The organism is Roseateles terrae (genome assembly GCF_014192155.1).
In the GTDB taxonomy this organism is placed as follows: Bacteria; Pseudomonadota; Gammaproteobacteria; order Burkholderiales; family Burkholderiaceae_C; genus Roseateles; species Roseateles terrae.
Genome location: NZ_JACHXO010000007.1, coordinates 102,420 through 126,915, shown reverse-complemented (window position 1 = coordinate 126,915; position 24,496 = coordinate 102,420). Strand labels below are relative to the sequence as shown.

Sequence of the window (24,496 nt, the reverse complement as noted above, 5' to 3'; positions counted from 1 at the left end):
GCCCATGAGTGACACCCGCTATGCCCCGACCGGTGCCCTGGCCTTGCCAGGGTTTTCGGCATTGGCGCTGGGCGCTGCGGTGTCCACCCTGCAGGCGGTGGCCGATCTGCTGGACCAGCCGTATCTGCTCGCACCGCGCGTGGTGTCCTTGACCGGCGGGCCGGTCAGCGGCAGCGCGGGCCTGCGGGTGGAGACCCAGGTCCTCCGGCCGGAGCAGCCTTGGGGCCTGATGGTGCTGGTGGGGCAGGAGGCTCACATCGACATCGGTTTCGATGGCGCTGACCTGGCCTCTGAGCAGAACGGCCCCGTCATCGATGCGTTGCGCTCACTGGTGCGCAGCGGCTGCAGCCTGTGCGCCAGCGGCAGTGCGGTCGGACTGCTGGCGCAGGCCGGGCTGCTGAACGGCCTTCGCGCCGCGAGCCCGTGGAGCAGCGTGGAGGCGTTGCAGGCCGAATACCCGGACGTGCTGTGGACCACCCAGCTGTGGACCAGTGCGAGCGTTGCGCCGTCCGGTGGCGACACGGGCCCGAACCTGCGTGTCGGCGATTCGCTCCATCTTCGCAGTGGTGTGTCTGTGGCCTCGTCGGTGGTGACCCCCCTGGTGGCCGCCAGCCCGGGCGGCACGATCTTCACGGCCACCAGCGGCACCGCGCTGCTCGACGCGCTGCTCGCATGGATCGGCGAGCATCACGGCGACCACCTGCTGCCCGACCTGGCCCCGCTGCTGGGTCTCACCCAGGGCCGCCCCGGGGACGATCCCCAGCCGCGTCCCAATCGCCTCAGCCAGACGGCGAGCCCGAAGCTGCGGGAGGCGCTGGCTCTGATGGAAGCCAATCTCGGCGAGCCCCTGCCGACCGAAGATGTGGCCCGGCTGTGCGGCGTCTCCCGGCGACAGCTGGAGCGCCTCTTCAAGCGCCATCTCGACACGCTGCCGTCCCGCCACTACCTGGAGCTTCGGCTGCAGCGCGCACGCCGGTTGCTGCTGCAGAGCGGCCAGTCCATCCTGCAGGTGGGACTGAGCTGCGGCTTCTCGTCGGGACCGCATTTTTCCAATGCCTACAAGGCCCGTTTCGGCCGCACGCCGCGCGAGGAACGCTCGCCCACCGGCCCGTCCGAAGCCTCCCCCCGTGATCCAGGAGAGGGTTCATGAATCCGCAAGACCTGTTGCTGCGCCCGGCGGGCGTGGCGGACCTGCCCGCGCTGGAGCGGATTGCCGCCTCCAGCGTGCATGGCATCGGCTCGCTGCCGAAGAACCCGGAGCGATTGCTGCGACGGCTGGAACTGGCCGAGCAGTCCTTCCTGTCGGAGGACGTGGCCAGTGGCGAAGAGTCCTATCTCTTCCTGCTGGAGTGGCAGGGACGGGTGATCGGCTGCAGCGGGATCGCGGCGAGTGCGGGCTTCCGGGAGCGGTTCTACAGCTATCGCAACGAGTTCATGGCGCACGCCTCCAAGGGCCTGCAGGTGAACCGGCGGATGCACACGCTGCATCTGTGCCATGACCTCACCGGTTCAACGCTGCTGACCTCCTTTTTCATCGAGCCGGAGTTTGAAGACACGGTGGCGCCGGAGCTGCTGTCGCGGGCGCGGCTGTTGTTCATCCGGCGCTTTGCCGACCGCTTTCCCGGCGCGCGCGTCGCGGCGGAGATGCCGGGGATGTCTGATTCCCAGGGGCATTCGCCGTTCTGGTCGGCGGTGGGGGAGCGATTCTTCAAGATGGGCTATCCGGAGGCGGAGCGGATCAGTGAGGGCCGCAGTCGTTCGCTGATAGCGGACCTGATGCCGCGCACACCGGTCTATGTGGGCCTCTTGCCGCCAACGGCGCAGATGAGCATCGGCCAGCTGCATCCGGTGGGGCAACTGCCCTTCGAGATCCTGTTCCGTGAGGGATTTGAGGCGGACATCTACGTCGATGTGTTTGATGCCGGCCCGACCGTGGTGGCGCATCTGGATCAGATCGGGACGGTGCGGGCGGCGCGGAGTCTGGTGACACAGGGCGCAGGTCCTGGCAGCGCCGTGCGCGATGAAGCGCATGGCGCCTGGCACCTGATGGTGGCGGGTGATCGCGGGCGGTTTCGCGCCTGCCTGGGGCGTGTGGCCTCTGACGGTGCGTCGCTGTCGGTGGACCACGAGGCCGCACGGCGATTGGCAGTCCATGCGGGCGACCGGATCGATGTGGCGCCGCTGCGCCTGGACCGTGGTGGACAGGAGGACGGTGATGAGGCTTGAACGCGTGGACAGCCTGGCGGCCTGGCCGTCGTCCTGGCGGGCCGTGATGGCGGAGTGGATGAACCAGCTGGGCGAGCCAGTGGTCCCGGCCCTGCCGCCGGGGCATTCGCTGCGGGTGCTGCTGGATACGGCACAGGACCGGCCGCTGGCCTGTGCGCGCATCGTGCCGCCGCTACCGTCGGACACACTGCCGCCCGCGCAGGCCGGCGCCGCGAGTGATGCCCTGCGTTTTCACTTCCGTGTCGGCAAGCTGGTGCACGTCAGCGATGAGTTGCCGCTCTACAACCCGCAGCAGATCCTGCTGATGGGCAACGACCTGTGTGATGCGATCGAGATCACCGACCTGGCGGTGGACCCGCAGGCGCAGGAGGGGGCGCTGAAACTGGCGCATCTGCTGAAGGCAATCGTGGCGGAGCAGGCATCGGTCGTGAGCGGCGCCGCGGAAGGCGGCGACGCGGCGACTGGTGCGGGCGCGGGCGTGGGCACGCGCACGTCAGCGCCTTCCCGCCCATTGTTTGTGGAACTGCAGGGCTACCGGGACGCCCAGGGCCGATCGCCGTTCTGGCGCGGGCTGGGGGGACGTTTTCTGCCGGAGCGGGGTGATGCCCCGGGCGTCGGCCCGACATGGCGTCGCGATCTGGCCGACCTGCTGCCCGCCTTGCCGCTGTACGCCTCACTGATGGACGACGAGTCCCGGAGCTGCATGGGTCGCACAGGTCCGGCGGCTGCGATGGCGCTGGAGGCCCTGAAGGGCGCAGGGTTCCGGCCGAGTGACTACGTGAAGATCGACGACGCGGGGCCGTGCTGGCAGCTGGCGTTGTGAGCGGGCCAGACCCGGGGACAGACGCTCCGCGAGCCGGCGCCTAGGATCTCGGCATTCGGGGGCGCCCAGGCACCTGCGGATGCTCATTGGCCGGACGGCTCGGCCTCGTACAACGATTCAGGAGACCGACATGCCCCGTTCCAACGCTTTCAACACTTCCAACGCTTCCAACGCCGCACCTGCCCGTCCCACACCGGGATCGAAAGCAACCCCGGTGGCCAAGAACACCATCTGTCTCTGGTACGACGGCGCCGCCCAGGACGCCGCCGAGTTCTACGCCCGCACCTTCCCGGACAGCCGGGTCGATGCGGTCTTTCACGCGCCAGCCGACTATCCCGCCGGCAAGGCGGGTGACGTGCTGACGGTGTCCTTCACCGTCTGCGGCATTCCCTGCATCGGCATCAACGGGGGGCCCGCGTTCCCGCACAGCGAGGCGTTTTCCTTCCAGATCGCCACCGACGATCAGGCGGAAACCGACCGCCTCTGGAACGCCATCATCGAGAACGGCGGCAGCCCCAGTGCCTGCGGCTGGTGCAAGGACCGCTGGGGACTGAACTGGCAGATCACGCCGCGGGTACTCACGCAGGCCATCGCGGATCCGGACCCGTCCGTCGGACGCCGGGCCTTCGAGGCCATGATGACGATGGAGAAGATTGATATCGCCGCGATCGAGGCAGCGATTCAGGCGTGAACCTGGCGCCCTGTTGCGCAGCCCTGCTGCGCGGCCATCGCAGGCGGGTCGCCTGCCTGTCGCAAGGCCCCATCAAACCGTCGCCGCGGCCGCCTTCGTCATCGCCAACACGCTGTCTCCCGACAGATGCGCCGCCACGGCCACCACCAGCGCGAGCTCGTCGCCGTGGAAGAAACCGGTGTCGAACGCTTCCGAGTCCAGAATGCCGATCACCTCACCGGCCGCATTGAACAGCGGCAGGCAGGCCTCGGCCTTCACCTTCGGATCGCAGGTGTAGTAGCCGCCACCTTCGGCCACAAAGGCCGCCACGTCATTGATGATCCGGCCCTGGCCAGACAGACCAACGGCGCTGTTGTTGCTGCCTTGGGCGAAGGCCTCCGTCAGCGGGAATTCGGCGCGGCTCTCTGCCCCGAAATACGCCAGCTTCACCAGCACCGGCTCCCCGGCGGTGTTGGGCCGCGCCTGATAGATGCCGAACCAGTGGCTGCGGCTGTGCTGCTGGTAATAGGCCGTTACCGCGGTGGCGGTTGCCAGCAAGGCCTGGCTCTGCGGTGTGCGGCCGCCCAGGATGCGGCTCAGGTCATAGGGCTCGGCCGCCAGTTGGCCAAACAGGGAGCAGGCGCCGCCTTCGCCCAGCTCCGGCACCTGGAACTGCCAGGTCACCGGCAGGTCGGCCAGCGCCTGGGGCTGCGTACGCTCGGCCAGCGCGGCCTGATGGCGGCGCACCTGGGCGGCGAATGCCGCCGAACCGGTCGCCCCATCCGTCAGCGCTTCAAATTGCGCGGCCACGCCGCAACGGTCCCAATAGGTCTCAAACTGCATCTGATTCTTTCCTGTCGCGTCGCCCGGCGTCCTGCCGCGGCGAAGGTGCTCATTCCACCAGAATGTTGCGGTGCTTGAGGGCGAGGTGGATCTTGTCCCCGATGGTGTCCTTGTTGAAGGGCTTCACCACATAGCCGGTGGCGCCGAGCTGGGCGGCACGCAGGATGTCTTCCTTGCGCCCTTCGGCGGTCACCAGCAGGACAGGCACTTTCTGCAGCGGATCGCCCTCCGGGCGGGTGCGCAGCGATTCCAGCATCTGGAAGCCATTCATCACCGGCATGTTGACGTCGCTCAGCACGAAATGCACCGGCTCCCCGGCGCCTTGGGCACCTTCCAGCACGCGCAGGGCCACCTTGCCGTCTTCCGCTTCGAGAATCTTCTTGAAGCCCAGTTCCCGCAGCAGCCCCGAGATGATCCGGCGCATGGTGGCGAAGTCATCCACCACCAGAAAACAGAAGTCCTCGCGCTTGATCGTTGTCACCATGATCGGCTCTCCTCTGGCGGCATGCTAGCGCGATCCGGCGGGCGTCAACGGCGGCAGGCAGCCACCCAGTCCCAATCCTTGCGATAGATTGCCGTTTGCACGCCAGACAGGCTGAGCACGGTGTGATACAGACCGTCGTGCGACATCGGCGTGTCACGGCGGGCGCTCAGGCAGTCGCTGTCCAGATGCTGGGCCGCCCGCGTGCCCGACGGCAGCCACACAATCAGCGGGACATGCTTTTGCTGTTTCGGCGCCAGGGCGTAAGGCATGCCGTGCAGGAACAGATTGTTCTCGCCCAGCGATTCGCCGTGGTCGGACACGTACAGCAGGCTCGGGTCAAAACGCCCCTGCTGGCCGTCCAGCCAGCGGATGGCCTGGGCCAGCACATGGTCGGTGTAGGCAATGGAGTTGTCATAGCCATTGCGCACCTCTTCCAGCGGGCATTGCTGCAAGGCACTGCTGCGGCATTCGGGCTGGAAAGGCTTGCGATCCGCCGGCGTGCGCTTGAAATAGGCCGGGCCGTGGCTCCCCATCTGGTGCATCACCAGCACCACACCCCTGGCCACGCGCTGCGGGTCCAGTGCAGCGATGCGGGCGTCCAGGTCGTGCAGCATGGCTTCGTCGAAGCATTCGCCGTCCGCCCCGCACAGACCCTGCGGCAGCGGGTGGTCGGCACGGGCCGGGTTGATGGCCTGCACATTGGGCACGCGATCACACACGCCCTTGCAGCCGGACTGGTTGTCGATCCACAGCACCGCAAGGCCCGCGCGCTGGAGCACGTCCAGCAGGGTTTCCTGATGGGTGGGGCGGTCCACATACACCTCGCGACCCAGATGCGAAAACATGCAGGGCAGGGAAGCGGCGGTGCTGGTGCCGCAGGAAGCCACTTCGCGGTAGCTCAGCACCGGCAACTGGGCGAGCTCCGGGTTGGTTGGCTTGGCATAGCCGTTGAGGGAGAAGTTCTCCGACCGGGCGGTCTCACCCACCACCAGCATCACCAGCGGCGGCTTGGCGCCGGCCGGACGCGCGGACAGGGTGGCATCGGCGCCAACGACTTCCGGCGGCCCCTTGGGCGCCTTCTGCTTCTGCACGCCCAGCGCCGCCGTCGCCCAGATCGCATTGACCGGGCTCACCATCTTGGTCAGCACCTTGTGATTGCGCAGGGTGGAGGCCAGGTCCGCGGTGCGCAGAGCGCCGAGGCCGGTCCCCAGCACCAGGGCCAGCACCAGCGACAGCAGATTCCAACCGAGGCGCTGGAGCCACGGCTTGTTCCCCAGCCGCTGGCGCCAAAGCCACAGCAGCGGCAGCACCGTCAGCACCAGGATGTTGATCAGCAGCCCCCAGCCCATCAGGTCGCGGGTCTCCCGCAGATCGGTCTGCAGGGCGTTGGTGATCATGGTGCTGTCGATCACCACCCCGTAGCTGCCGATGAAGTAGGCCAGCGGCGCGGTGAGGATCAGCATCAGCGACATCAGCGGCTTCACCGCGACGCGCCAGGCCATCAGGCTGAACAGGGCGCCCAGCACCATCACCACCATGCCGGCGAACAGGCCAATGAACAGGCGCCCGCCGGTGCCGGCAAAGTCCGGCATGCCCAGCATGCGTTGCCACAGCGGCCAGTTGCCCAACAGTCCGATCCAGATCGCGGTGGCCCAGGCCAGCGTGAGAGGGGATCGCTCGACGTTCACGCGGCGGGACAAGGAATCAGCAAGCATTGACTAAGACGAACTTCTGGGCGATTAATGTTTGTAATTAAACCACCTGAAGGGTGACTGAAGTGCCAGGGCGTCCCCCCGGAAACCCCGGAGTTGATTAGCCGCGCAAGGCCATGCCACCGGCGGCGCGGGCGGCCTTCAGACCCTGGGTGCTCGTGCGCGCATAGCGGTCCTGCAATTGCAGGATACGGGGCTCCAGCACGTCCGGATCGTCGATGCGATCCCGGTAGCGGCGCAGCACCAGCGCGGCCATGTCGATGAGCTTGGCATTCATCGTCTGCGCGCCCTGGTCCAGCAGCAGCATCACACCCAGGCGGGCGTCTCCGCGCATCGCATGGCGCATGGCCGTCTCGGACACCGCAAACACCCGGGCATGGGCGTCGCGCAGCAGTTGTGTCGTGGGCTCGTGACCTTCCGACATGCTGGTCATCACTTCGGTGGCCGACTTGGAGCTGCAAAAGCGCAGGCCCAGGCGCTGGGCCATGCTGGCCATCTCTTCCAGTTCGATGTCCTGCCGGCTCATCCGCACCCACAGGGCCAGCAGCAGACTGGCGGACTCCAGGTCGAAGTCTTCGTCCGGCAGCATGGCCGCGAAACGCCGGGCCAGTGCCAGCGCATCGGCCAGACGCCGGTCCATCAGCAGCCGCAGACCCTGCATCAACAGGTCGAAGCGCTGCAGGCGGCGGTCATGAGGGGCCCGGTCCATGCCCAACATCAGGGCGTCCTGGGTGTACTTCAGGCCTTTGCTGTCCTTGGCATCAAAGCGCATGAGCGCAATGAGGGCGACGCTGTGGAAGTCGAACAGTTTCGACTTGAGGCCCTGGGCGACGCTTCGCTCCAGCATCTTCAGCGCCTCGGCCCGTTCGCCGGCATAAAAGGCGAGGGTGCCGCAGTGTTGCTGGCGGGACAGGCATCCCGGCGTCAGGTTGGCGGCCGTCCGGTAGGTGGCCAGCGCGGCGCTGATCTCGCCCTGGTCCATCTGGACACGGCCCATCAGGTCGTAGGAGTCGGCCTGGTCGGGCATCTCACCGATGAGGGTCTGCAGCGTGCGCCGGGCGGCACTCAGGTTGCCGGAGGCCACTTCCGTGCGGGCCACGCCGAGCCGCGCCCAGGGCACGGTGCGCGCGGCGATGATGGCCTCGTAGAGTTCACGCGCCTGATCGTGCCGCTCCAGGCGCAGCAGCAGTTCGGCGCCAATGCGGGCCGCATAGAGCCAGTAGGCAGCGCGGCTCTCAAACCGGGCCAGGCACAGGTCGGCGGCCTTGCCGAAGTCCTTGGCGTCGATGGCCTCGAAGATGTCCTTGAGCTCATGCTTGCGATGGCGGGCGCTGGCGAGGCGGTCAGCGAGCGCGGCGCTGGTGTAGGGCTTGACCAGATAGGCGTCCAGCGCCGCTTCGGCGGCTTCGGCCACCTTGGCGTAGGAGGCCTCGCCGGTCACCATCACAAAGACGGTGGAGTAAGGCAGCAGCTGCTCGCGGCGCAGCTCGTCCAGCAAGTCCTGGCCGGAGGTTTCGGAACCGTCGAAGTAGTAGTCGCACAGCACGATGTCGTAGGGCTGTGTTTCGAGGATGACGCGGGCGTCGCGGGTGCGGGTGGCCTGGCGTACGTGGCCCACGCCCAGCTCCCGCAGCTGGGCCGTCATCAGGCTGCGCGAGGTGGCATTGCTGTCGATCACCAGCGCCTGGGTCTTGGCGAAGGCTCCGTTGGCGTAGCTCATGGCGCTGCGGTGCCCGCCGTCTCGTGAACCCCCGGCGCGCGCACAAAAAAGCCCACCGTGTCCGAGACTGGACGGGGTGGGCTGTGGCGCCGTGAGCAGGCAAGGCTGCTGGGCGGCTGACCGGAATGCAGGGTGAACATCACCGCTGCATTGTGGTCCTGATCCCCAGGCTTGTTAGCCCGGGTTTGCGGGGATCGGGCGGTCGGAGCGTGCGCTGTTGACGAATTCGTCGGCGATCAGGGCCGTCATGGCGTGACGTTCGACCACCCGGCCGCCTTACTTGAACAGGTCCTTGACGCGGTCGGTCCAGGACTTGGCATTGGGCGAGTGCCGGTCGCCGCCCTCGCGGAAGCTCTTGTCCAGCTCCTTGAGCAGCTTGCGCTGATGCTCGGTGAGCTTGACCGGCGTCTCCACGCTGATGTGGCAGTACAGGTCGCCCGGGTAGCTCGAACGCACGCCTTTGATGCCCTTGCCGCGCAGGCGGAAGGTCTTGCCGTGCTGGGAGCCTTCCGGCAGTTCGATCTCGGCCTTGCCACCCAGGGTGGGGACCTCGATGGTGCCGCCCAGCGCCGCCGTCGTCATCGACACCGGCATGGTGCAGTGCAGGTCGTCGCCGTCCCGCTCGAAGATGTCATGCTGCTTGATGCGGATCTCGATGTAGAGATCCCCGGACGGTCCGCCATTGACTCCCGGCTCGCCATTGCCGGCGGAGCGGATGCGCATGCCTTCGTTGATGCCGGCCGGAATCTTGACCTCCAGCGTCTTGGTCTTCTTGATCTTGCCGGCGCCGTTGCAGGTGGTGCAGGGCTCGGGAATGATCTTGCCGGTGCCGTGGCAGTGCGGGCAGGTCTGCTGGATGCTGAAGAACCCCTGGCGCATGTGCACCGTGCCGGAGCCACTGCAGGCGCCGCAGGTCTTGGCGCTGGTGCCAGGCTTGGCGCCGGAGCCGCTGCAGGTCTCGCAGCTTTCCCAGGACGGGATGCGGATCTGGGTTTCCTTGCCACGGGCCGCTTCTTCCAGCGTGATCTCCATGGCGTAGCTCAGGTCGCTGCCGCGGTAGACCTGCTGGCCGCCACCGCGACGCGCACCGCCGCCGCCGGCAGCGCCGCCGAAGAGGTCGCCGAAGATATCGCCGAAAGCCTCGGCAAAGCCGCCGAAGCCTTCCGCGCCCGGGCCGCCGCGGAAGCCGCCGGCATTGGGATCGACGCCGGCATGGCCGTACTGGTCATAGGCGGCGCGTTTCTGGCCGTCGGAGAGCATCTCGTAGGCCTCTTTGGCCTCCTTGAATTTCTCTTCGGCTTCCTTCGAGCCTTCCCCCTGATTGCGGTCAGGGTGGTACTTCATCGCAAGTTTGCGATATGCCTTTTTGATGTCGTCTTCGCTGGCGTTCTTGGCGACGCCTAGGACTTCGTAATAGTCACGCTTTGCCATGGGATTTCCTGGGCCTGCTGTTCATCCAGCTTGAAACCAAAACGCCGCGCGAGGCATGCAGCTCTCGCGCGGCGGGCTGTCACGCCGACGGGAGGGTCGGCCAACAACGATTACTTGGTGTCCTTGACTTCCTTGAACTCGGCATCCACCACGTTGTCGTCGGCCGGCTTCGAAGCGCCCTGGCCCGCACCCGGACCGGCTTCTGCGAAGTCTGCGCCGGCGGCGCCCGCGGCACCTGCCGCGCCGGCTGCCCCTGCGGCGGCCTGCGATTCAGCATAGATCTTCTCGCCGAGCTTCTGGCTGGCGGTCATCAGGGCTTCGGACTTGGCGTCGATGTCGTCCTTGTCCTCGCCCTTGATGGCTTCTTCCAGCGCCGTTGCGGCGGCTTCGATCTTTTCCTTCTCGCCGGCGTCCAGCTTGTCGCCGTGCTCGGTCAGCGACTTGCGCACCGAGTGGACCAGACCATCGGCCTGGTTCTTGGCGGTCACCAGCTCGACCTTCTTCTTGTCTTCCGCAGCGTTGGCTTCGGCGTCCTTCACCATCTTCTCAATCTCGGCTTCCGACAGGCCGGAGTTCGCCTTGATGGTGATCTTGTTTTCCTTGCCGGTGCCCTTGTCCTTCGCGCCGACGTGCAGGATGCCGTTGGCGTCGATGTCGAAGCTCACCTCGATCTGCGGCACGCCGCGCGGGGCCGGCGGGATGCCTTCCAGGTTGAACTCGCCCAGGCTCTTGTTGGCCTGTGCCAGTTCACGCTCGCCCTGGTAGACTTTGATGGTCACGGCGGGCTGGCTGTCTTCGGCGGTCGAGAAGGTCTGGCTGAACTTGGTCGGGATGGTCGTGTTCTTCTTGATCATCTTCGTCATCACGCCGCCCAGGGTCTCGATGCCCAGGCTCAGCGGGGTGACGTCCAGCAGCAGCACGTCGGTCCGTTCGCCGCCCAGGACCTGGCCCTGGATGGCGGCGCCCACGGCGACGGCTTCGTCCGGGTTGACGTCCTTGCGGGGATCCTTGCCGAAGAACTCCTTGACCTTCTCCTGCACCTTGGGCATGCGGCTCATGCCGCCGACCAGGATGACGTCGTCGATCTCGTTCACCGACACGCCGGCGTCCTTGATGGCGGTGCGGCAGGGAGCGATGGTGCGCTCGATCAGCTCTTCCACCAGCGACTCCAGCTTGGCGCGGGTCAGCTTGATGTTCAGGTGCTTCGGACCGGTGGCATCTGCCGTGATGTAGGGCAGGTTGACGTCGGTCTGCGAGCTGTTGGAGAGCTCGATCTTGGCCTTTTCAGCGGCTTCCTTCAGGCGCTGCAGGGCCAGCACGTCCTTGGTCAGGTCAACGCCTTGTTCCTTCTTGAACTCGGAGATGATGTAGTCAATGATGCGCTGGTCGAAGTCTTCACCGCCCAGGAAGGTGTCACCGTTGGTGGACAGCACTTCGAACTGCTTTTCACCGTCGACGTCCGCGATCTCGATGATGGAGATGTCGAACGTGCCGCCGCCCAGGTCGAACACGGCGATCTTGCGGTCACCGGCGCCGTGCTTGTCCAGGCCAAAGGCGAGGGCGGCGGCGGTCGGTTCGTTGATGATGCGCTTGACGTCCAGACCGGCGATGCGGCCGGCGTCCTTGGTGGCCTGACGCTGGGCGTCGTTGAAGTAGGCCGGCACCGTGATCACGGCTTCGGTCACTTCTTCACCGAGGTAGTCCTCGGCGGTCTTCTTCATCTTGCGCAGCACTTCGGCGGAGACCTGCGGCGGGGCCAGCTTCTTGCCGCGCACTTCCACCCAGGCGTCGCCGTTGTCGGCGGCAGCGATGGTGTAGGGCATCAGGTCGATGTCCTTCTGCACTTCCTTCTCGGCGAACTTGCGGCCGATCAGGCGCTTGACCGCATACAGCGTGTTGCGCGGGTTGGTCACTGCCTGGCGTTTGGCCGAGGCGCCGACCAGCACTTCGCCATCTTCCTGGTAGGCAATGATGGAAGGGGTGGTGCGGGCGCCTTCCGCGTTTTCGATCACGCGGGTGGTGTTGCCTTCCATGACCGCGACGCACGAGTTGGTGGTGCCGAGGTCAATGCCGATGATTTTTGTCTTTGCCATGTGAGGACTCCTGAATTCTGGGATTGGTGTGATCCGGATGACTCTGATCTGTGGATAACTCCGTCGGTTTTCAAGAGCGCCGCAGCGGAAATTGCAGCGAAAAGCTTAAAAAACCGGGGTTTCGAGGATCGATCGAGGTGTTTTTCGTGGGTTTTGGGGATCCGGACCGATGAATCACTTGGGGGCGGCCACGGTCACCAGGGCGGGGCGCAGCACGCGATCGTAGATGGAGTAGCCCTTCTGGAGGACGGTCACGACGGTATTGGCTTCCTGGTCGGCGGGGACCACGGAGATGGCCTGGTGCTGATGGGGATCGAACTTCGTGCCGGCGGTCGGGTTGATCTCCAGCACCTTGTTGCGTTCCAGCGCGGCGGCCAGTTGGCGACGGGTGGCGTGGACGCCTTCGAGGACCTGTTCCACCGTGGCGTCGGGGCGGCCAATGGCGGCTTCCATCGAGTCCATCACTGGCAGCATGGCGTCGGCGAAGCCTTCGACGGCGAACTTCCGGGCCTTGGCCACGTCTTCCTCGGCACGGCGGCGGATGTTTTCCACCTCGGCTTTGGCGCGCAGATAGGCGTCGGACATCTCGGCCAGGCGGTGCTCGGTGTCGGCCAGCTTGGCTTGGAGATCCATGGGGGGCGTGTCTTCTGGCGACTGCGGGTCGGTGTTTTGGTTCTCAGTGGTCATGTGGATGGCCCTAAAACGAAGCCCGCGGGGGTGTGTTGCGACCCCCATACCGGGCGATGCGCGGTATTTGGGTGCGTCCCGGCGGGTTTCAAGAGGCCCCGGATTCTATGCGTGCAGATTTTTGCGATCTGGACGCCAGGAAGGGGGGCTCAGTCGATGGAGACGGACCAGCGGTCCCACTCGGCGAGGCGGCGGCGGTCCTGTTTGGTGGGGCGGCCCTGCTCGATGGTGCTGGCGGGTTCGGGGGCGAGGCGGCGAGCCTCGGCCGCGCGTTCGCGGGCGGCGATGCTGTCGGGTGTTTCTTCGTACAGCGTCTGGGCGACGGGGGCGGGCCCGCGGATGCTGCTGATGGCCACGACCTTGACCTCCCGGTCGATCTGGCCCTGCCGGAACCGGACGAGGTCGCCGGGCCGGACATCGCGGGAGGCCTTGGCAGCCTGCCCGTTGATGGTCACGCGGCCTTTGCCGATCTCCTCGACGGCGATTGACCGGGTTTTATAAAAGCGCGCAGCCCAAAGCCATTTGTCGAGCCGAAGGCTGTCGAGGTCCGACGAAGCGCGGTCGCCGGCACGGGAGGAAGAGGAAGCAGAAGACATTGCCATCGATTTTCCTACGTGCACCCCAACAAGAAAAGTGCTTCAACACAGGGCATTCCGCAATCCCGAACTGGCTACAGCCAATCGCTGCCCCAAAAGCATGACTCCCCGCCCTCGACTTCACCGCGCCTTTTCGCACCAGGTCGCGCCGGACGAGCGAAGCGATGTCCAAAGCGGCGGTGAGTGTTCGCTGGCGAGGGCCGACGCCGGGCCGCCCCAAGTCGGCCCGCAGCCCCCTCGGGGGGCGGGTATGCGCGCCCTAGGCGCGCATACCGGGGGCCCCCCATCTACGCGGTCTTGCGGATGGTGAACGCGGGTTTTTCAGGCGAGGATCGACTGGATATCCAGAGAGATAACCCGGAGAGACACGCATGCGCAGAGACGAATTCCTCAAAACCGCCGCCGCCCTGGCCGCCCTGGGCCTGCTGCCCACCGCCGCCCGTGCCGCCGCGAACCTCAAGATCATGGTGCCGGCCAACCCCGGCGGCGGCTGGGACATCACCGGCCGCGCCCTCGGCAAGGCCCTCCAGGACGCCGCCGCTGCCAGCACCGTCACTTTTGAAAACAAGGGCGGTGCCGCCGGCGCCATCGGCCTGACCCAGTTCGTCAACGCCAGCAAGGGCGACCCGAATGCGCTGATGGTCATGGGTGCCGTCATGCTCGGCGGTCTGATCACCGGCAAGCCCCCCGTCACCCTCAGCCAGGCGACCCCCATCGCCCGGCTCACCAGCGAATACAACGTCTTCGTCCTGCCTGCCAGCTCGCCCCTCAAGACGATGAAGGATGTCGTCGAGCAGATGAAGAAGGATCCTGGCAGCGTCAAGTGGGGCGGCGGCTCGCGCGGCTCCACCGAACACGTCGCCGCCGCCATGCTGGCCCGCGAGACCGGCGTGGACGCCGCCAAGATCAACTACGTCGCCTTCCGTGGCGGCGGTGAAGCCATTGCCGCCATTCTGGGCGGCAATGTCACCGTCGGCGGCAGCGGCTTCAGCGAATTCCAGCAGTACATCGAAAGCGGCAAGATGCGCCCGATCGCTGTGACCGCACCCACCCGCATCAAGGGCCTGGACGCGCCCACGATGAAGGAGCTCGGCTACAACGTCGAGATCGGCAACTGGCGCGGCGTCTACGCGCCCCCCGGCATCACCCCCGCCCAGCGTCAGGCGCTGACCGACCTGGTGGTCAAGGCCACCAAGTCCAAGGCCTGGGCCGAGGCCCTGGAGAAGAACGGATGGACCCCCGCCGTGCTCACCGGCAAGGACTTCGAAGACTTCGTCGACCGTGAGTTCGCCTCGCTGCGCGCCATCATGGTCAAGTCGGGGATGGTCGGATGAGCACGCCGCACGCCGACCGGCAGGACCCCACCACGCCGGACACCACCCCGCCGCCGCTACAGCAGACGCTGGTAGGCGGCGGCGCCTTGCTCATCGGCGCCATCATGGCGGTGGGCGCAGCGTCCATCCCCTCCGAAGCCGGCTACGGCGGCGTCGGGCCCAATGCGCTGCCCTGGCTGGTCGCGGCGGTGCTGCTGCTCTGCGGCGCCTGGCTGATCTGGGAATCCCGCACCGGCGGCTTCCGCCAGATGGAGCCACCCTCGGGCGCGCCCAGGGCGGACTGGCGGTCCGCCGCCTGGGTGATCGGCGCGGTGGTGGCCAATGCGGCGCTCATCACCACCATCGGCTTTGTGCTCGCCTGCACGCTGTGCTTTGTGCTGGCGGTCCGCGGCATCCGCCGCTCCGAAGGCAAGGTCGGCGGGGGCGTGCGGCAACTGGTGATCGACGTGGTGACCGGCGTGCTGATCGCCGCCCCGGTGTTCTGGCTGTTCAACAAACTGCTGGCGCTGAACCTGCCGGCGATCACCCCCGGCGGCTGGCTCTGACCCCCGCTGAAGTCGACGGCCGGGCCGCGAGGCCCGGCACCGTGTATTGGGAGAGGACAACAACATGACCGAACTCTGGACGCAGCTGATGGGCGGCTTCGCCACAGCGGCGACCCCCGTCAACCTGATGTGGGCCTTCGTCGGCTGCGCGCTGGGCACCGCCATCGGCGTGCTGCCGGGCCTGGGACCGGCGGTGACGGTGGCGATGCTGCTGCCGATCACCGCGCAGGTGGACCCGACCGCCTCGATGATCTTCTTTGCCGGCATCTACTACGGCGCGATGTACGGCGGCTCCACCACCTCCATCCTGCTCAACACCCCCGGTGAGACCGGCACCATGGTGACCGCGCTGGAGGGCTTCAAGATGGCCCGCAGCGGACGGGCAGGCGCCGCGCTGGCGACCGCCGCCATCGGTTCCTTCGTGGCCGGTACCGTCGCCACCGTGCTGGTGACGTTGTTTGCGCCGGTGCTGGCGGACTTCGCCGTCACGCTCGGCCCGCCGGAATACTTCTGCCTGATGTTGCTGGCCTTCACCACCGTCAGCGCGGTGCTGGGGCAGAGCACCCTGCGCGGCATGACCTCGCTCTTCATCGGCCTGGCCATGGGGCTGATCGGTCTGGACCAGATCACCGGGCAGGTGCGCTACACCGCCGGCATTCCGGAATTCATGGACGGCATCGAGACGGTGCTGGTGGCCGTGGGTCTGTTTGCCGTGGGAGAGACCTTGTATGTGGCGCTGTATGAAGGGCGGAGCGCGCAGCAGCTCAACACCATGGGCAGGGTGCACATGTCGCGCGGGGAATGGCGCCGGTCGGTGCCAGCCTGGCTGCGGGGCACGGCCCTGGGCTTCCCCTTCGGGGTCATCCCCGCCGGGGGCACCGAGATCCCGACCTTCCTGAGTTATGCCACCGAGCGGAAGCTCTCCAAGCATCAGGACGAGTTCGGCACGGTCGGCGCCATCGAAGGTGTGGCGGGGCCAGAAGCGGCCAACAACGCGGCGGTCACCGGCACGCTGGTACCGCTGCTGACGCTGGGCATTCCGACCTCGGTGACCGCGGCCATCCTGCTCTCCGCCCTGCAGAACTATGGCATCCAGGCCGGACCGCAGCTGTTCCAGACCTCGTCTGCGCTGGTCTGGGCGCTGATCGCCTCGCTCTACATCGGCAACGTGATGCTGCTGGTGCTGAACCTGCCGCTGGTGGGCCTGTGGGTGAAGCTGCTGAAGATCCCGAAGGCGCCGCTGTACGCCGGCATCCTGATCTTCGCGACCGTGGGGGTCTATGGCATGCGCCAAAGCGCCTTCGACCTCTACGTCATGCTGGCCATCGGCCTGCTGGGCGTGGTGATGCGGCGCTTTGACTTCCCCACGGCCCCGGTGGTGGTGGGCATGATCCTCGGTCCGCTGGCGGAGGCCCACCTGCGCAACGGCATCTCCATCGGCGGGGGCGACTGGCGGGTGTTTCTGGAGCGGCCGATGTCGGCGTCACTGCTGGGCGTGGTGGTGCTGATCCTGGTGATGCCGCGCGTCTGGAAGTGGTGGCGCAGCCGTCAGGCGCAACCGCTGGCCGGCGCGACGGGCGCCTGACCGCCTGCGCCTGGGGGCCTGCGCGACAAAGCCCCCGAGCGATTAACGGGAGGCGCCCAGCATCAGCGCGGCATCCCGCTGACGCGCCAGCGCCGCAGTGTCCGGCGTGGCCTGTGTCGGCCAGCCCTGCAGATGCTGCTCCACCACGGCCGTCAGCGCCCGGATGTGCTGCGGGCTGTCGTTGAGGCAGGGGATGTAGCTGAAGCGCTGGCCGCCGCTGTGCAGGAAGGCCTCGCGGGCTTCCATGTCGATTTCTTCCAGCGTCTCGATGCAGTCCGCTGCGAAGCCCGGGCAGATCAGATCGACCGACTTCAGGCCATTACCCGCCAGGCTGCGCAGCGTGGGCTCGGTGTAGGGTTCCAGCCAGCGCGCCTTGCCAAAGCGGCTCTGGAAGGTCACCTTGTACTGCGCCGGCGACAGCCCCAGCGCCTCCGCCAGCAGGCGGCCGGTCTTGAGGCATTCGCAGTGGTAGGGGTCCCCCAGTGTCAGTGAGCGGGCCGGCATGCCGTGAAAGCTCATCACCAGCATGTCGGCGCGACCTTCCTTCTGCCAGTGCTGGCGCACGCTGTCGGCCAGCGCAGCGATGTAGGCGGGATGGTCGTGATAGCGGTTGACGAAGCGCAGCTCCGGCAGATGGCGGTGAGTCAGGGCCCAGCGGGCGACATCGTCCACCACGCTGGCGGTGGTGGCGGCACAGTATTGCGGATAGGCCGGCAGCACCAGGATGCGCGTGGCCCCGGCGGCGCGCAGCGCATCGAGCTGGCTGGCGATGGACGGCTGGCCGTAGCGCATTGCATGACGCACGATCAGCTGATGTCCGCGTTCCCCCAGATAGCCCTGCAGCAGCGTCGCCTGGCGCTGGGTCCAGACCATCAGCGGCGAGCCTTCCTTCATCCAGATGCTGGCGTACTTCTTCGCCGACGCCGCCGGGCGGGTGCGCAGGATGATGCCGTGCAGGATGGGCCACCAGGCCAGCTTCGGAATCTCGATGACCCGCGGGTCGGACAGAAACTGCGCCAGATATTTGCGGGTGGCTGCCGGCGTGGGCGCCTCGGGCGTGCCCAGGTTGCACAGCAGCAGGCCGATGCGGGCGGGCGTGCCGTGGTCAAAAACAGGTTCGGGCTGGTAGCTCATGGGGGACGGGGACCTTTGGGAGGGCGCGGCGGAGAGCGGCCGCGCCGGACCGCGATGTTAGCGACCCTGCGTGATCGCAGGGCGACACAGGGGCTCAGACGCCGCGTTTCATCACCAGTGGCGAGCGGTCGGTCTCGGCATGGTGCAGCACTTCAAAGCGTACCGTGGGTGCCAGCGTGTCGGACGGCGGACCGCCCAGGCCGATGGCGCCGGCCCCATGCAAGGTGCAGGCACCGCGGCGCAGGCTCAGCGTCTGGCCGCCATGGCCGAACCGCACGAAGGTGCCGTTGTAGCTCAGATCGGTGAGGCTGAAGCTGCTGCCCTGCCAGTCGATGCGGGCATGGGAGCGGGACACCCGTACATCGGTGATGCAATAGGTGGCCTGCGTGCTGCGCCCGAGGACGATGGGCATCTGGTCGATGTCGAACACCCGGTCCAGGTCTTGCCAGACCAGCCGGATGCCATCCGGCGCGGCGGCACGGATGACCTCGCCGAACTGGGTGGCGCCGGCATCGTGCAGGCCCTGGTCCAGCACATAGACATGCACCGGTTCCACCCGGCCCCGCACGCTGATCTGGTCCAGGCTGCGGAACCGCGCCTTCTGCGTGCTGGAGAGACCGTGCACCACTTCGGCGGTCACCACCGTCTCACCGTCGCCGGCATGGTCCAGCAGCCGGGCGGCCACGTTCACCGCGTCGCCGAAGCAGTCCCCATGAATCTCCACCACCTCGCCCCGCGCCAGCGCAATCTGCAGGTGCATGTTGCGCAGGCGCTCGATGCGGTGGGCCGACTTGATCAGCAGCTCCTGCATCCGCATGGCGGATTTGATGCCGTCGCGGGGGTTGTCGAAGGCCGCCATCAGGCCGTCGCCGAGGGTCTTGATCAGATGACCGCGGCATTCCCCCACCGCCTGAGCCAGCAGGCCCACCGTCTGGGTGACCAGACCGGTGGCTTCGGCATTCCCCAGCGTCTCGAACAGCGCCGTGCTGCCACGCAAGTCGGCAAACAGAACGGTGCGCTCGCGTATCTGGGTCATTGTTGGACTTATTCGTGTGACGAATGTCTCAGTGTAGCGGTCGCTTCCACCCCTCAGCCCTGTGAATAGCCCTTGCCTTGGGGGCCAGTTGTCCGCGACGCCACACATACACCGCACGCCAGTGCGGTCTGCGGTCGACTGTCCCCCAAAAGTGGAACCGGGGGAAGAGGCGGAAGGGGGGGCTGCCCATGAAAAAAGGGCCGCACTCACGTACGGCCCTTGGGCATTGCAGGCTCCCCGGGGGGAGCATGGCGGCGCTCAGATCAGAGGTTGTCCAGATAGGTGCGCAGCTTGTCCGAACGGCTCGGGTGCTTGAGCTTGCGGATGGCCTTGGCTTCGATCTGGCGGATCCGCTCGCGGGTGACGTCGAACTGCTTGCCGACTTCTTCCAGCGTGTGGTCCGTGCTCATCTCGATACCGAAGCGCATGCGCAGCACCTTGGCTTCGCGCGGGGTCAGGCTGTCGAGGATGTCCTTCACCACTTCGCGCAGACCGGCCTGCATGGCGGCTTCGATCGGCGCGGTGTTGTTGGTGTCCTCGATGAAATCGCCCAGGTGGCTGTCGTCGTCGTCCCCGATCGGCGTTTCCATGGAGATCGGCTCTTTGGCGATCTTCATGATCTTGCGGATCTTGTCCTCCGGCATTTCCATCTTCTCGGCCAGCGTCGGGGCGTCCGGCTCGAAGCCGAATTCCTGCAGATGCTGACGCGAGATGCGGTTCATCTTGTTGATCGTTTCGATCATGTGAACCGGGATGCGAATCGTGCGGGCCTGGTCGGCAATCGAGCGGGTGATGGCCTGACGGATCCACCAGGTGGCATAGGTCGAGAACTTGTAGCCGCGGCGATATTCGAATTTGTCCACCGCCTTCATCAGGCCGATGTTGCCTTCCTGGATCAGGTCCAGGAACTGCAGACCGCGGTTGGTGTACTTCTTCGCAATCGAGATGACCAGGCGCAGGTTGGCCTCGATCATTTCCTTCTTCGCATCGCGGGAGGCCTTTTCGCCTTCGTTCATCCGCTTGTTGATCTCCTTGAGATCGTCCAGCGGCACCACGGCCCGGGCCTGCACGTCGATCAGCTTCTGCTGCAGCTCCTGGATGGCCGGCAGATTGCGCGACATCACATTGCTGTAGTTCTTGCCCGAAGCGACTTCCTTCTCGGCCCACTGCAGGTTCAGCACGTTGGGCGGGAACACCTTGATGAAGTGTTCCTGCGGCATGCCGCACTTGTCCACGACGATCTTGCGGATCTCGCGTTCATAGCGGCGCACGTCGTCCACCTGCGAGCGCAGGATGTCGCACAGCTTCTCGATGGTCTTGACGGTGAAGCGGATGGTCATCAGCTCGCTGCTGATGGCTGCCTGGGCCTTGTTGTAGTTGGCCGACTTGTAGCCGTCCTTCTCGAAAGCCTTGCGCATCTTGTCGAAGTTGACGGCCAGCGAGTCCAACTTCACCAGCGCGGCGTTTTTCAGCTCTTCCAGCTTCTTGGTCAGGGCCTTGGAGCCGCCGGCGCCGTCGTCGTCGTCTTCTTCGTCGAATTCGTCGAAGTCTTCTTCGGCCACATAGTCGTCCGCTTCGTCATCGGAGACGAAACCATCGACGGCCTCGGAAATCTGCATTTCACCGGCGCGGATCTTGGCGGCCATGGCCAGGATCTCTGCAATGGTGGTGGGCGAGGCGGAAATGGCCAGCATCATGGCCTGCAGGCCACCTTCGATGCGCTTGGCAATTTCGATTTCGCCTTCACGGGTCAGCAGTTCCACCGTGCCCATTTCGCGCATGTACATGCGGACCGGGTCGGTGGTGCGGCCGAATTCAGAGTCCACCGTCGAGAGCGCGGCTTCCGCAGCTTCTTCGGCTTCTTCTTCGGTGGCGGTGGGCGAGGTGCTGCCCTGGATCAGCAGGGTGGCGGCATCCGGCGCCTGCTCATACACGGCGATGCCCATGTCGTTCAACATGGAGACGATCGCCTCGAGGATTTCCTCGTTGATCAGCTTTTCGGGCAGGTGGTCGTTGATTTCCTGATGGGTCAGGAAACCACGGGTCTTGCCCATCTTGATCAGCGTCTTCAGTTCCTGACGACGCTTGGCCACTTCCTCTTCGGTCAGGGCGGTTTCGTCCAGACCGAATTCACGCATCAGCGCGCGCTCCTTGGCGCGGCTGACCTTCATGCGCAGCGGCTTGGCCTTGGGCTTGTCCTCGCCGACGGCTTCTTCGACGTCGGCCTCGGCCTCGACTTCCGGATCTGCTTCGGCTTCGATCTCGGCATCGACATCACCAAAATCTTCTTCTTCCTCTTCCACCTTGGCCTTGCCGGTCTTCTTGGACTCGGTCTCCGCCTTGGGCTTGCGGCCGCGCTTGGGCTTGGCTTCGTCCGTGGCAGCGGCAGCCTTGGTGGTTTTGGCAGCAGCCTTGGCAGGCTTCTTGATCTCTTCAGTCTCTGCGGCGGCAGCCTTGGAAGCGGTCTTTTTGGCGGTCATGCAGTTCCTCGGGTCGGCGAGTGATTCGGGAATTCTTTGGGGCGTGCAACGCAAACGGCCACCTGGATCGCCGGCAACCGCATCAGTGGCGGCGCGACGAGCCCAGGCGGCTCGATCTCTGCCTTGAGCCTTATGTGGGGAGTGTTCCCACCAGCTCAAGGTTGCGCGTGAAGGCTAGCGTGATCGTTTGGAGTTGCAGTCCAGGCGGTGATAGGTGGCCACTTTTTCATTGCCCAGGGTCAGTGGGGGGCCGGGGACCGGTTGGTGCTGCCGTCACTCTTGACGCGCGAAAGGGCTAGATTATCCACGAAATCGAGGGAATGGTCAAAATGCCCAAATTAAACGGCTTTCAATTCCTCGATTTGATTGCGGATTAGCTTCAATTTGCCAATGTCGGGCGATTGGCTGGTGGCAATCTGGGTCGCTTCCTGCTCCAGGCGAACAATCCAGAGTTTGCGCATGACATGACGAAATTCGTCATGGGCGGATTCGTCTGCCGGCGGGGCGGTCAGCGGACCGCCGCAGACACGCTGGGCGAGTTCGAGCTGGTCCGCCTCGACGAGGGCGATCTGCAGCACGGCCCACGGGCTTGGGCCGTGATCCATCATGAACCGCTCCAGCCAGGCAATGAGTTGACCGTGTTCGGCAGGCAGTTCATGCAGCAACTGCAGGTCCTGCTCACTGAGCACCTGCCAGAGTTCGCCGTGCAGCAGCAGCATCCGCACCGCATGGTCCATGGGCGCGGGCGGAGCCTTGCGCGGCATGCCGATGGTCGGGTCCTGGTCCCGACGCTTCCAGTCATTCCATCTGCCACCCTTGCCGCCGAACTTGCCTTTGAAGTCGCCTTTGCCTTTGAAGCCGCCGGAGGCGCTGGCGCCGGCCGCGCCGGATGGGCTGCCCTGCGCGCCGTAGCCTGGGCCATAGCGGTTCCCGTTGCCGTAGCCGCCCCCAGCACCACCGGCGCCGCCAGGTGCTCCGCCGCCCATGGCGGGGCTGGCGCCATATCCGCCATATCCACCGTGCGCATCGACCGGCGGGGCGATGTCATGCAGATCACCGTGGAAGTCGCCTTCATCTCCGTAAGCGGAGGTTGGGATGTCAGCGAAATGAGGGTGCGGGCCAGGGCCGGCGCCGTCACCGGAGGGTGCGCCAGCGGCGCGGGTGGCACGGCCCGGTGCGCCATGGCCTCCATGGCCGCCGTGAGCACCGTATGCGCCCGGTGCGCCATGGCCTGCCTGCATGGCGGGGGCATCGCCCTGGCGGTGCTCCATGCGGGGGCGCGGCGCAGTGGCCTGCCACAGGCCCAGCAGTTCCTGGTCCGGCAATTGGGCACGGCGGGCCAGTTCACCCAGCAGCTGGCGCTTGAGCAGGCCTTCGGGCAGGGCGAACCACAGCGGACGCGCGTTGGTGAGCATGCGCGCGCGCCCTTCCGGACTGCCCAGGTCGCAGCCTTCTGCGGCACTGTCCATCAGCTGGCGTGACAGCGGAATGGCCTGCTCCACGCAGCGCTCAAAGGCGTCGGCGCCCAGTTCCCGCACGTACGAGTCCGGGTCGTGCTCCGCCGGCAGGAACAGGAATTTGATCGTGCGGGTTTCGGTGGCGTGGGGCAGGGCGGCTTCCATGGCCCGGCCCGCCGCGCGGCGGCCGGCTGCGTCCCCGTCGAAGCTGAACACCACCGATTCGGTGAAGCGGAACAGCTTCTGCACATGGTCCTGGGTGCAGGCCGTGCCCAGCGTGGCCACCGCATTGCCGAAGCCGCTCTGGGCCAGGGCCACCACGTCCATGTAGCCCTCGACCACCAGTGCATAACCCCGGCGGCGCATGTCCGGCCGGGCTTCATACAGGCCGTAGAGTTCCTTGCCTTTGCTGAAGACCGGGGTTTCGGGGGAATTCAGGTATTTGGGTTCGCCCTTGTCCAGGACCCGGCCACCAAAACCGATCACGTCGCCCTGCACATTCCGGATGGGGAACATGATGCGGTCGCGGAAACGGTCGTAGCGGCGTTGTTCAGCTTCGCTCTTGCCGGGATCGTCCTGAAGAATGACGAGGCCGGTTTCCACCAGCAGCGGGTCGTCGTAGGCCGGGAAGGCGCTGGCCAGGGTGCGCCAGCCTTCGGGGCTGTAGCCGAGGCCAAACTGGGCGGCGATCTGGCCGGTGAGGCCGCGGCCTTTTAGGTAGTCGATGGCCCGGGGGCTCGATTTGAGCTGCTGGCGATAGTGCTGGCTGGCTTTGGCCAGCACCTCGGTAAGGGTGGCCTGGCGCTGCTTGACCAGCTTTTCGCGTTCGCGGTCTGCAGGACTGCGGTCGTCTTCGGGCACCTGCATGCCGGCCTGCTGGGCGAGGTCGCGCACGGCATCCACGAAGCCAATGCCGAGGTGCTCCATCAGGAAGCCCACCGCATTGCCGTGCACGCCGCAGCCGAAGCAGTGATAGGTCTGGCGGGAGGGGCTGACGATGAAGCTGGGAGACTTCTCGCCGTGGAAGGGGCACAGGCCCTTGTGGTTGATGCCGGCCTTTTTCAGATCGACGTGACGGGACACGATGTCCACGATGTCGACACGCGAAAGAAGGTCCTGAATAAAGCCCGGTGGGATCACTGGATCTATTTTAGCGCCGAAGGCGATCGCTCCCCCCTCGCGCTAGCGCCTAGGGGTTGCGATCGCCTTCGGGCGGACCGGGTGCTTACGGCCCCCTGGGTGGGGGCCGCGCGCAACGGAGAACTTACAGAACGAAATCTTCCAGCTTGGCGCCATTGGCAATGGCAGCCTTGAGCCACTTGGGCTGCAGGCCACGACCGCTCCAGCTCTCGCCGGTGGCCTGATTGCGGTACTTGGCCGCCACCTTCGAAGCCTTGGCGCCGGTCGTTTTGGCGCTGCGAGCCGTCAGGTCCGCCACATTCAGTCCATATTCGGACATCAGCGACTTCACCTTCGCGATCGCATCAGCGCGTTCACGCTCCTGGGTTTCCGCGATTTGCTGTTCCAGAGCGGCCCGCTGGGCCAACAGATCTTTGAGCGATGCCATTTATGCAATTCCTCACAAGGTTCAACAGCCAAGGCCCGAAATAGGGCATGCCCGCATTATATGCAGGCCCTTG

Annotated in this window: 20 protein-coding genes; 7 read left to right on the top strand and 13 right to left on the bottom strand. The window is 66.1% G+C overall.

The window, feature by feature from the left end; genetic code table 11:
* The first annotated feature begins 4 nt into the window (after positions 1–4).
* The 4 genes from FHS28_RS18435 (at position 5) to FHS28_RS18420 (ending at position 3,740) form a co-directional block, all read left to right on the top strand.
* On the top strand, positions 5–1,150 hold the full coding sequence (locus tag FHS28_RS18435) for a GlxA family transcriptional regulator (RefSeq protein WP_246410346.1): 1,146 nt from the start codon (positions 5–7) through the stop codon (positions 1,148–1,150).
* Positions 1,147–2,226: an arginine N-succinyltransferase gene (gene astA / locus FHS28_RS18430; protein ID WP_088454244.1), complete on the top strand. Its 1,080-nt coding sequence runs from the start codon at positions 1,147–1,149 to the stop codon at positions 2,224–2,226. The genes FHS28_RS18435 and astA overlap by 4 nt, the downstream gene beginning before the upstream one ends.
* Positions 2,216–3,049, top strand: a complete 834-nt coding sequence (locus FHS28_RS18425; protein ID WP_184295180.1) for an arginine N-succinyltransferase — start codon at positions 2,216–2,218, stop codon at positions 3,047–3,049. Before astA ends, FHS28_RS18425 begins: the two co-directional genes overlap by 11 nt.
* 130 nt (positions 3,050–3,179) lie before the next feature.
* Positions 3,180–3,740, top strand: coding sequence for a VOC family protein (locus FHS28_RS18420; protein WP_088454246.1), 561 nt, complete (start codon positions 3,180–3,182; stop codon positions 3,738–3,740).
* Between the two features lie 72 nt (positions 3,741–3,812).
* Here FHS28_RS18420 and FHS28_RS18415 read toward each other — a convergent pair whose 3' ends face one another.
* The 8 genes from FHS28_RS18415 to FHS28_RS18380 form a co-directional block, all read right to left on the bottom strand.
* On the bottom strand, positions 3,813–4,562 hold the full coding sequence (locus FHS28_RS18415) for a GAF domain-containing protein (RefSeq protein ID WP_184295177.1): 750 nt from the start codon (positions 4,560–4,562) through the stop codon (positions 3,813–3,815).
* A gap of 49 nt (positions 4,563–4,611) precedes the next feature.
* Positions 4,612–5,046: a response regulator gene (locus tag FHS28_RS18410; protein ID WP_088454247.1), complete on the bottom strand. Its 435-nt coding sequence runs from the start codon at positions 5,044–5,046 to the stop codon at positions 4,612–4,614.
* A gap of 44 nt (positions 5,047–5,090) precedes the next feature.
* On the bottom strand, positions 5,091–6,761 hold the full coding sequence (locus FHS28_RS18405; protein ID WP_088454248.1) for a phosphoethanolamine transferase: 1,671 nt from the start codon (positions 6,759–6,761) through the stop codon (positions 5,091–5,093).
* 97 nt (positions 6,762–6,858) lie between these two features.
* Positions 6,859–8,478 (bottom strand): response regulator, encoded by a 1,620-nt coding sequence (locus tag FHS28_RS18400; protein WP_088454249.1) that lies wholly within the window; start codon positions 8,476–8,478, stop codon positions 6,859–6,861.
* Positions 8,479–8,754: 276 nt separating this feature from the next.
* Positions 8,755–9,909: a molecular chaperone DnaJ gene (dnaJ, locus tag FHS28_RS18395; protein WP_088454250.1), complete on the bottom strand. Its 1,155-nt coding sequence runs from the start codon at positions 9,907–9,909 to the stop codon at positions 8,755–8,757.
* Positions 9,910–10,019: 110 nt separating this feature from the next.
* Positions 10,020–12,002 (bottom strand): molecular chaperone DnaK, encoded by a 1,983-nt coding sequence (gene dnaK / locus FHS28_RS18390; RefSeq protein WP_088454251.1) that lies wholly within the window; start codon positions 12,000–12,002, stop codon positions 10,020–10,022.
* A gap of 174 nt (positions 12,003–12,176) precedes the next feature.
* A complete protein-coding gene (gene grpE / locus FHS28_RS18385) occupies positions 12,177–12,689 on the bottom strand; it encodes a nucleotide exchange factor GrpE (RefSeq protein WP_088454252.1) in 513 nt (170 codons plus the stop codon).
* A 149-nt stretch (positions 12,690–12,838) separates the two neighbouring features.
* Entirely contained in the window at positions 12,839–13,285 is a 447-nt protein-coding gene (locus tag FHS28_RS18380) for an Hsp15 family ribosome-associated heat shock protein (protein ID WP_088454358.1), read from the bottom strand.
* A 371-nt stretch (positions 13,286–13,656) separates the two neighbouring features.
* Between FHS28_RS18380 and FHS28_RS18375 the strand changes: the two genes are divergently transcribed.
* The 3 genes from FHS28_RS18375 (at position 13,657) to FHS28_RS18365 (ending at position 16,749) form a co-directional block, all read left to right on the top strand.
* Positions 13,657–14,619, top strand: a complete 963-nt coding sequence (locus FHS28_RS18375; RefSeq protein WP_088454253.1) for a tripartite tricarboxylate transporter substrate binding protein — start codon at positions 13,657–13,659, stop codon at positions 14,617–14,619.
* Positions 14,616–15,164, top strand: a complete 549-nt coding sequence (locus FHS28_RS18370) for a tripartite tricarboxylate transporter TctB family protein (RefSeq protein WP_088454254.1) — start codon at positions 14,616–14,618, stop codon at positions 15,162–15,164. Before FHS28_RS18375 ends, FHS28_RS18370 begins: the two co-directional genes overlap by 4 nt.
* Positions 15,165–15,228: 64 nt before the next feature.
* A complete protein-coding gene (locus FHS28_RS18365; protein ID WP_088454359.1) occupies positions 15,229–16,749 on the top strand; it encodes a tripartite tricarboxylate transporter permease in 1,521 nt (506 codons plus the stop codon).
* A gap of 42 nt (positions 16,750–16,791) precedes the next feature.
* On the opposite strand, the gene hemH is transcribed toward FHS28_RS18365, so the two are convergent.
* The 5 genes from hemH to FHS28_RS18340 form a co-directional block, all read right to left on the bottom strand.
* Positions 16,792–17,883 (bottom strand): ferrochelatase, encoded by a 1,092-nt coding sequence (gene hemH / locus FHS28_RS18360; protein WP_088454255.1) that lies wholly within the window; start codon positions 17,881–17,883, stop codon positions 16,792–16,794.
* Between the two features lie 94 nt (positions 17,884–17,977).
* Positions 17,978–18,919 (bottom strand): adenylate/guanylate cyclase domain-containing protein, encoded by a 942-nt coding sequence (locus FHS28_RS18355; RefSeq protein WP_088454256.1) that lies wholly within the window; start codon positions 18,917–18,919, stop codon positions 17,978–17,980.
* A gap of 263 nt (positions 18,920–19,182) precedes the next feature.
* Positions 19,183–21,399, bottom strand: a complete 2,217-nt coding sequence (gene rpoD / locus FHS28_RS18350; RefSeq protein WP_088454257.1) for an RNA polymerase sigma factor RpoD — start codon at positions 21,397–21,399, stop codon at positions 19,183–19,185.
* A 338-nt stretch (positions 21,400–21,737) separates the two neighbouring features.
* Positions 21,738–23,951, bottom strand: a complete 2,214-nt coding sequence (gene dnaG, locus FHS28_RS18345; RefSeq protein WP_445677841.1) for a DNA primase — start codon at positions 23,949–23,951, stop codon at positions 21,738–21,740.
* A gap of 169 nt (positions 23,952–24,120) precedes the next feature.
* Entirely contained in the window at positions 24,121–24,423 is a 303-nt protein-coding gene (locus FHS28_RS18340; RefSeq protein WP_088454259.1) for an H-NS histone family protein, read from the bottom strand.
* Between the last annotated feature and the right edge of the window lie 73 nt (positions 24,424–24,496).

Excerpts from the sequence above, each read along its gene's own strand:
- FHS28_RS18435 (WP_246410346.1), top strand. The coding sequence starts at position 5 with ATGAGTGACACCCGCTATGCCCCGACCGGTGCCCTGGCCTTGCCAGGG.
- astA (WP_088454244.1), top strand. The coding sequence starts at position 1,147 with ATGAATCCGCAAGACCTGTTGCTGCGCCCGGCGGGCGTGGCGGACCTG.
- FHS28_RS18425 (WP_184295180.1), top strand. The coding sequence starts at position 2,216 with ATGAGGCTTGAACGCGTGGACAGCCTGGCGGCCTGGCCGTCGTCCTGG.
- FHS28_RS18420 (WP_088454246.1), top strand. The coding sequence starts at position 3,180 with ATGCCCCGTTCCAACGCTTTCAACACTTCCAACGCTTCCAACGCCGCA.
- FHS28_RS18415 (WP_184295177.1), bottom strand. The coding sequence starts at position 4,562 with ATGCAGTTTGAGACCTATTGGGACCGTTGCGGCGTGGCCGCGCAATTT.
- FHS28_RS18410 (WP_088454247.1), bottom strand. The coding sequence starts at position 5,046 with ATGGTGACAACGATCAAGCGCGAGGACTTCTGTTTTCTGGTGGTGGAT.
- FHS28_RS18405 (WP_088454248.1), bottom strand. The coding sequence starts at position 6,761 with ATGCTTGCTGATTCCTTGTCCCGCCGCGTGAACGTCGAGCGATCCCCT.
- FHS28_RS18400 (WP_088454249.1), bottom strand. The coding sequence starts at position 8,478 with ATGAGCTACGCCAACGGAGCCTTCGCCAAGACCCAGGCGCTGGTGATC.
- dnaJ (WP_088454250.1), bottom strand. The coding sequence starts at position 9,909 with ATGGCAAAGCGTGACTATTACGAAGTCCTAGGCGTCGCCAAGAACGCC.
- dnaK (WP_088454251.1), bottom strand. The coding sequence starts at position 12,002 with ATGGCAAAGACAAAAATCATCGGCATTGACCTCGGCACCACCAACTCG.
- grpE (WP_088454252.1), bottom strand. The coding sequence starts at position 12,689 with ATGACCACTGAGAACCAAAACACCGACCCGCAGTCGCCAGAAGACACG.
- FHS28_RS18380 (WP_088454358.1), bottom strand. The coding sequence starts at position 13,285 with ATGTCTTCTGCTTCCTCTTCCTCCCGTGCCGGCGACCGCGCTTCGTCG.
- FHS28_RS18375 (WP_088454253.1), top strand. The coding sequence starts at position 13,657 with ATGCGCAGAGACGAATTCCTCAAAACCGCCGCCGCCCTGGCCGCCCTG.
- FHS28_RS18370 (WP_088454254.1), top strand. The coding sequence starts at position 14,616 with ATGAGCACGCCGCACGCCGACCGGCAGGACCCCACCACGCCGGACACC.
- FHS28_RS18365 (WP_088454359.1), top strand. The coding sequence starts at position 15,229 with ATGACCGAACTCTGGACGCAGCTGATGGGCGGCTTCGCCACAGCGGCG.
- hemH (WP_088454255.1), bottom strand. The coding sequence starts at position 17,883 with ATGAGCTACCAGCCCGAACCTGTTTTTGACCACGGCACGCCCGCCCGC.
- FHS28_RS18355 (WP_088454256.1), bottom strand. The coding sequence starts at position 18,919 with ATGACCCAGATACGCGAGCGCACCGTTCTGTTTGCCGACTTGCGTGGC.
- rpoD (WP_088454257.1), bottom strand. The coding sequence starts at position 21,399 with ATGACCGCCAAAAAGACCGCTTCCAAGGCTGCCGCCGCAGAGACTGAA.
- FHS28_RS18340 (WP_088454259.1), bottom strand. The coding sequence starts at position 24,423 with ATGGCATCGCTCAAAGATCTGTTGGCCCAGCGGGCCGCTCTGGAACAG.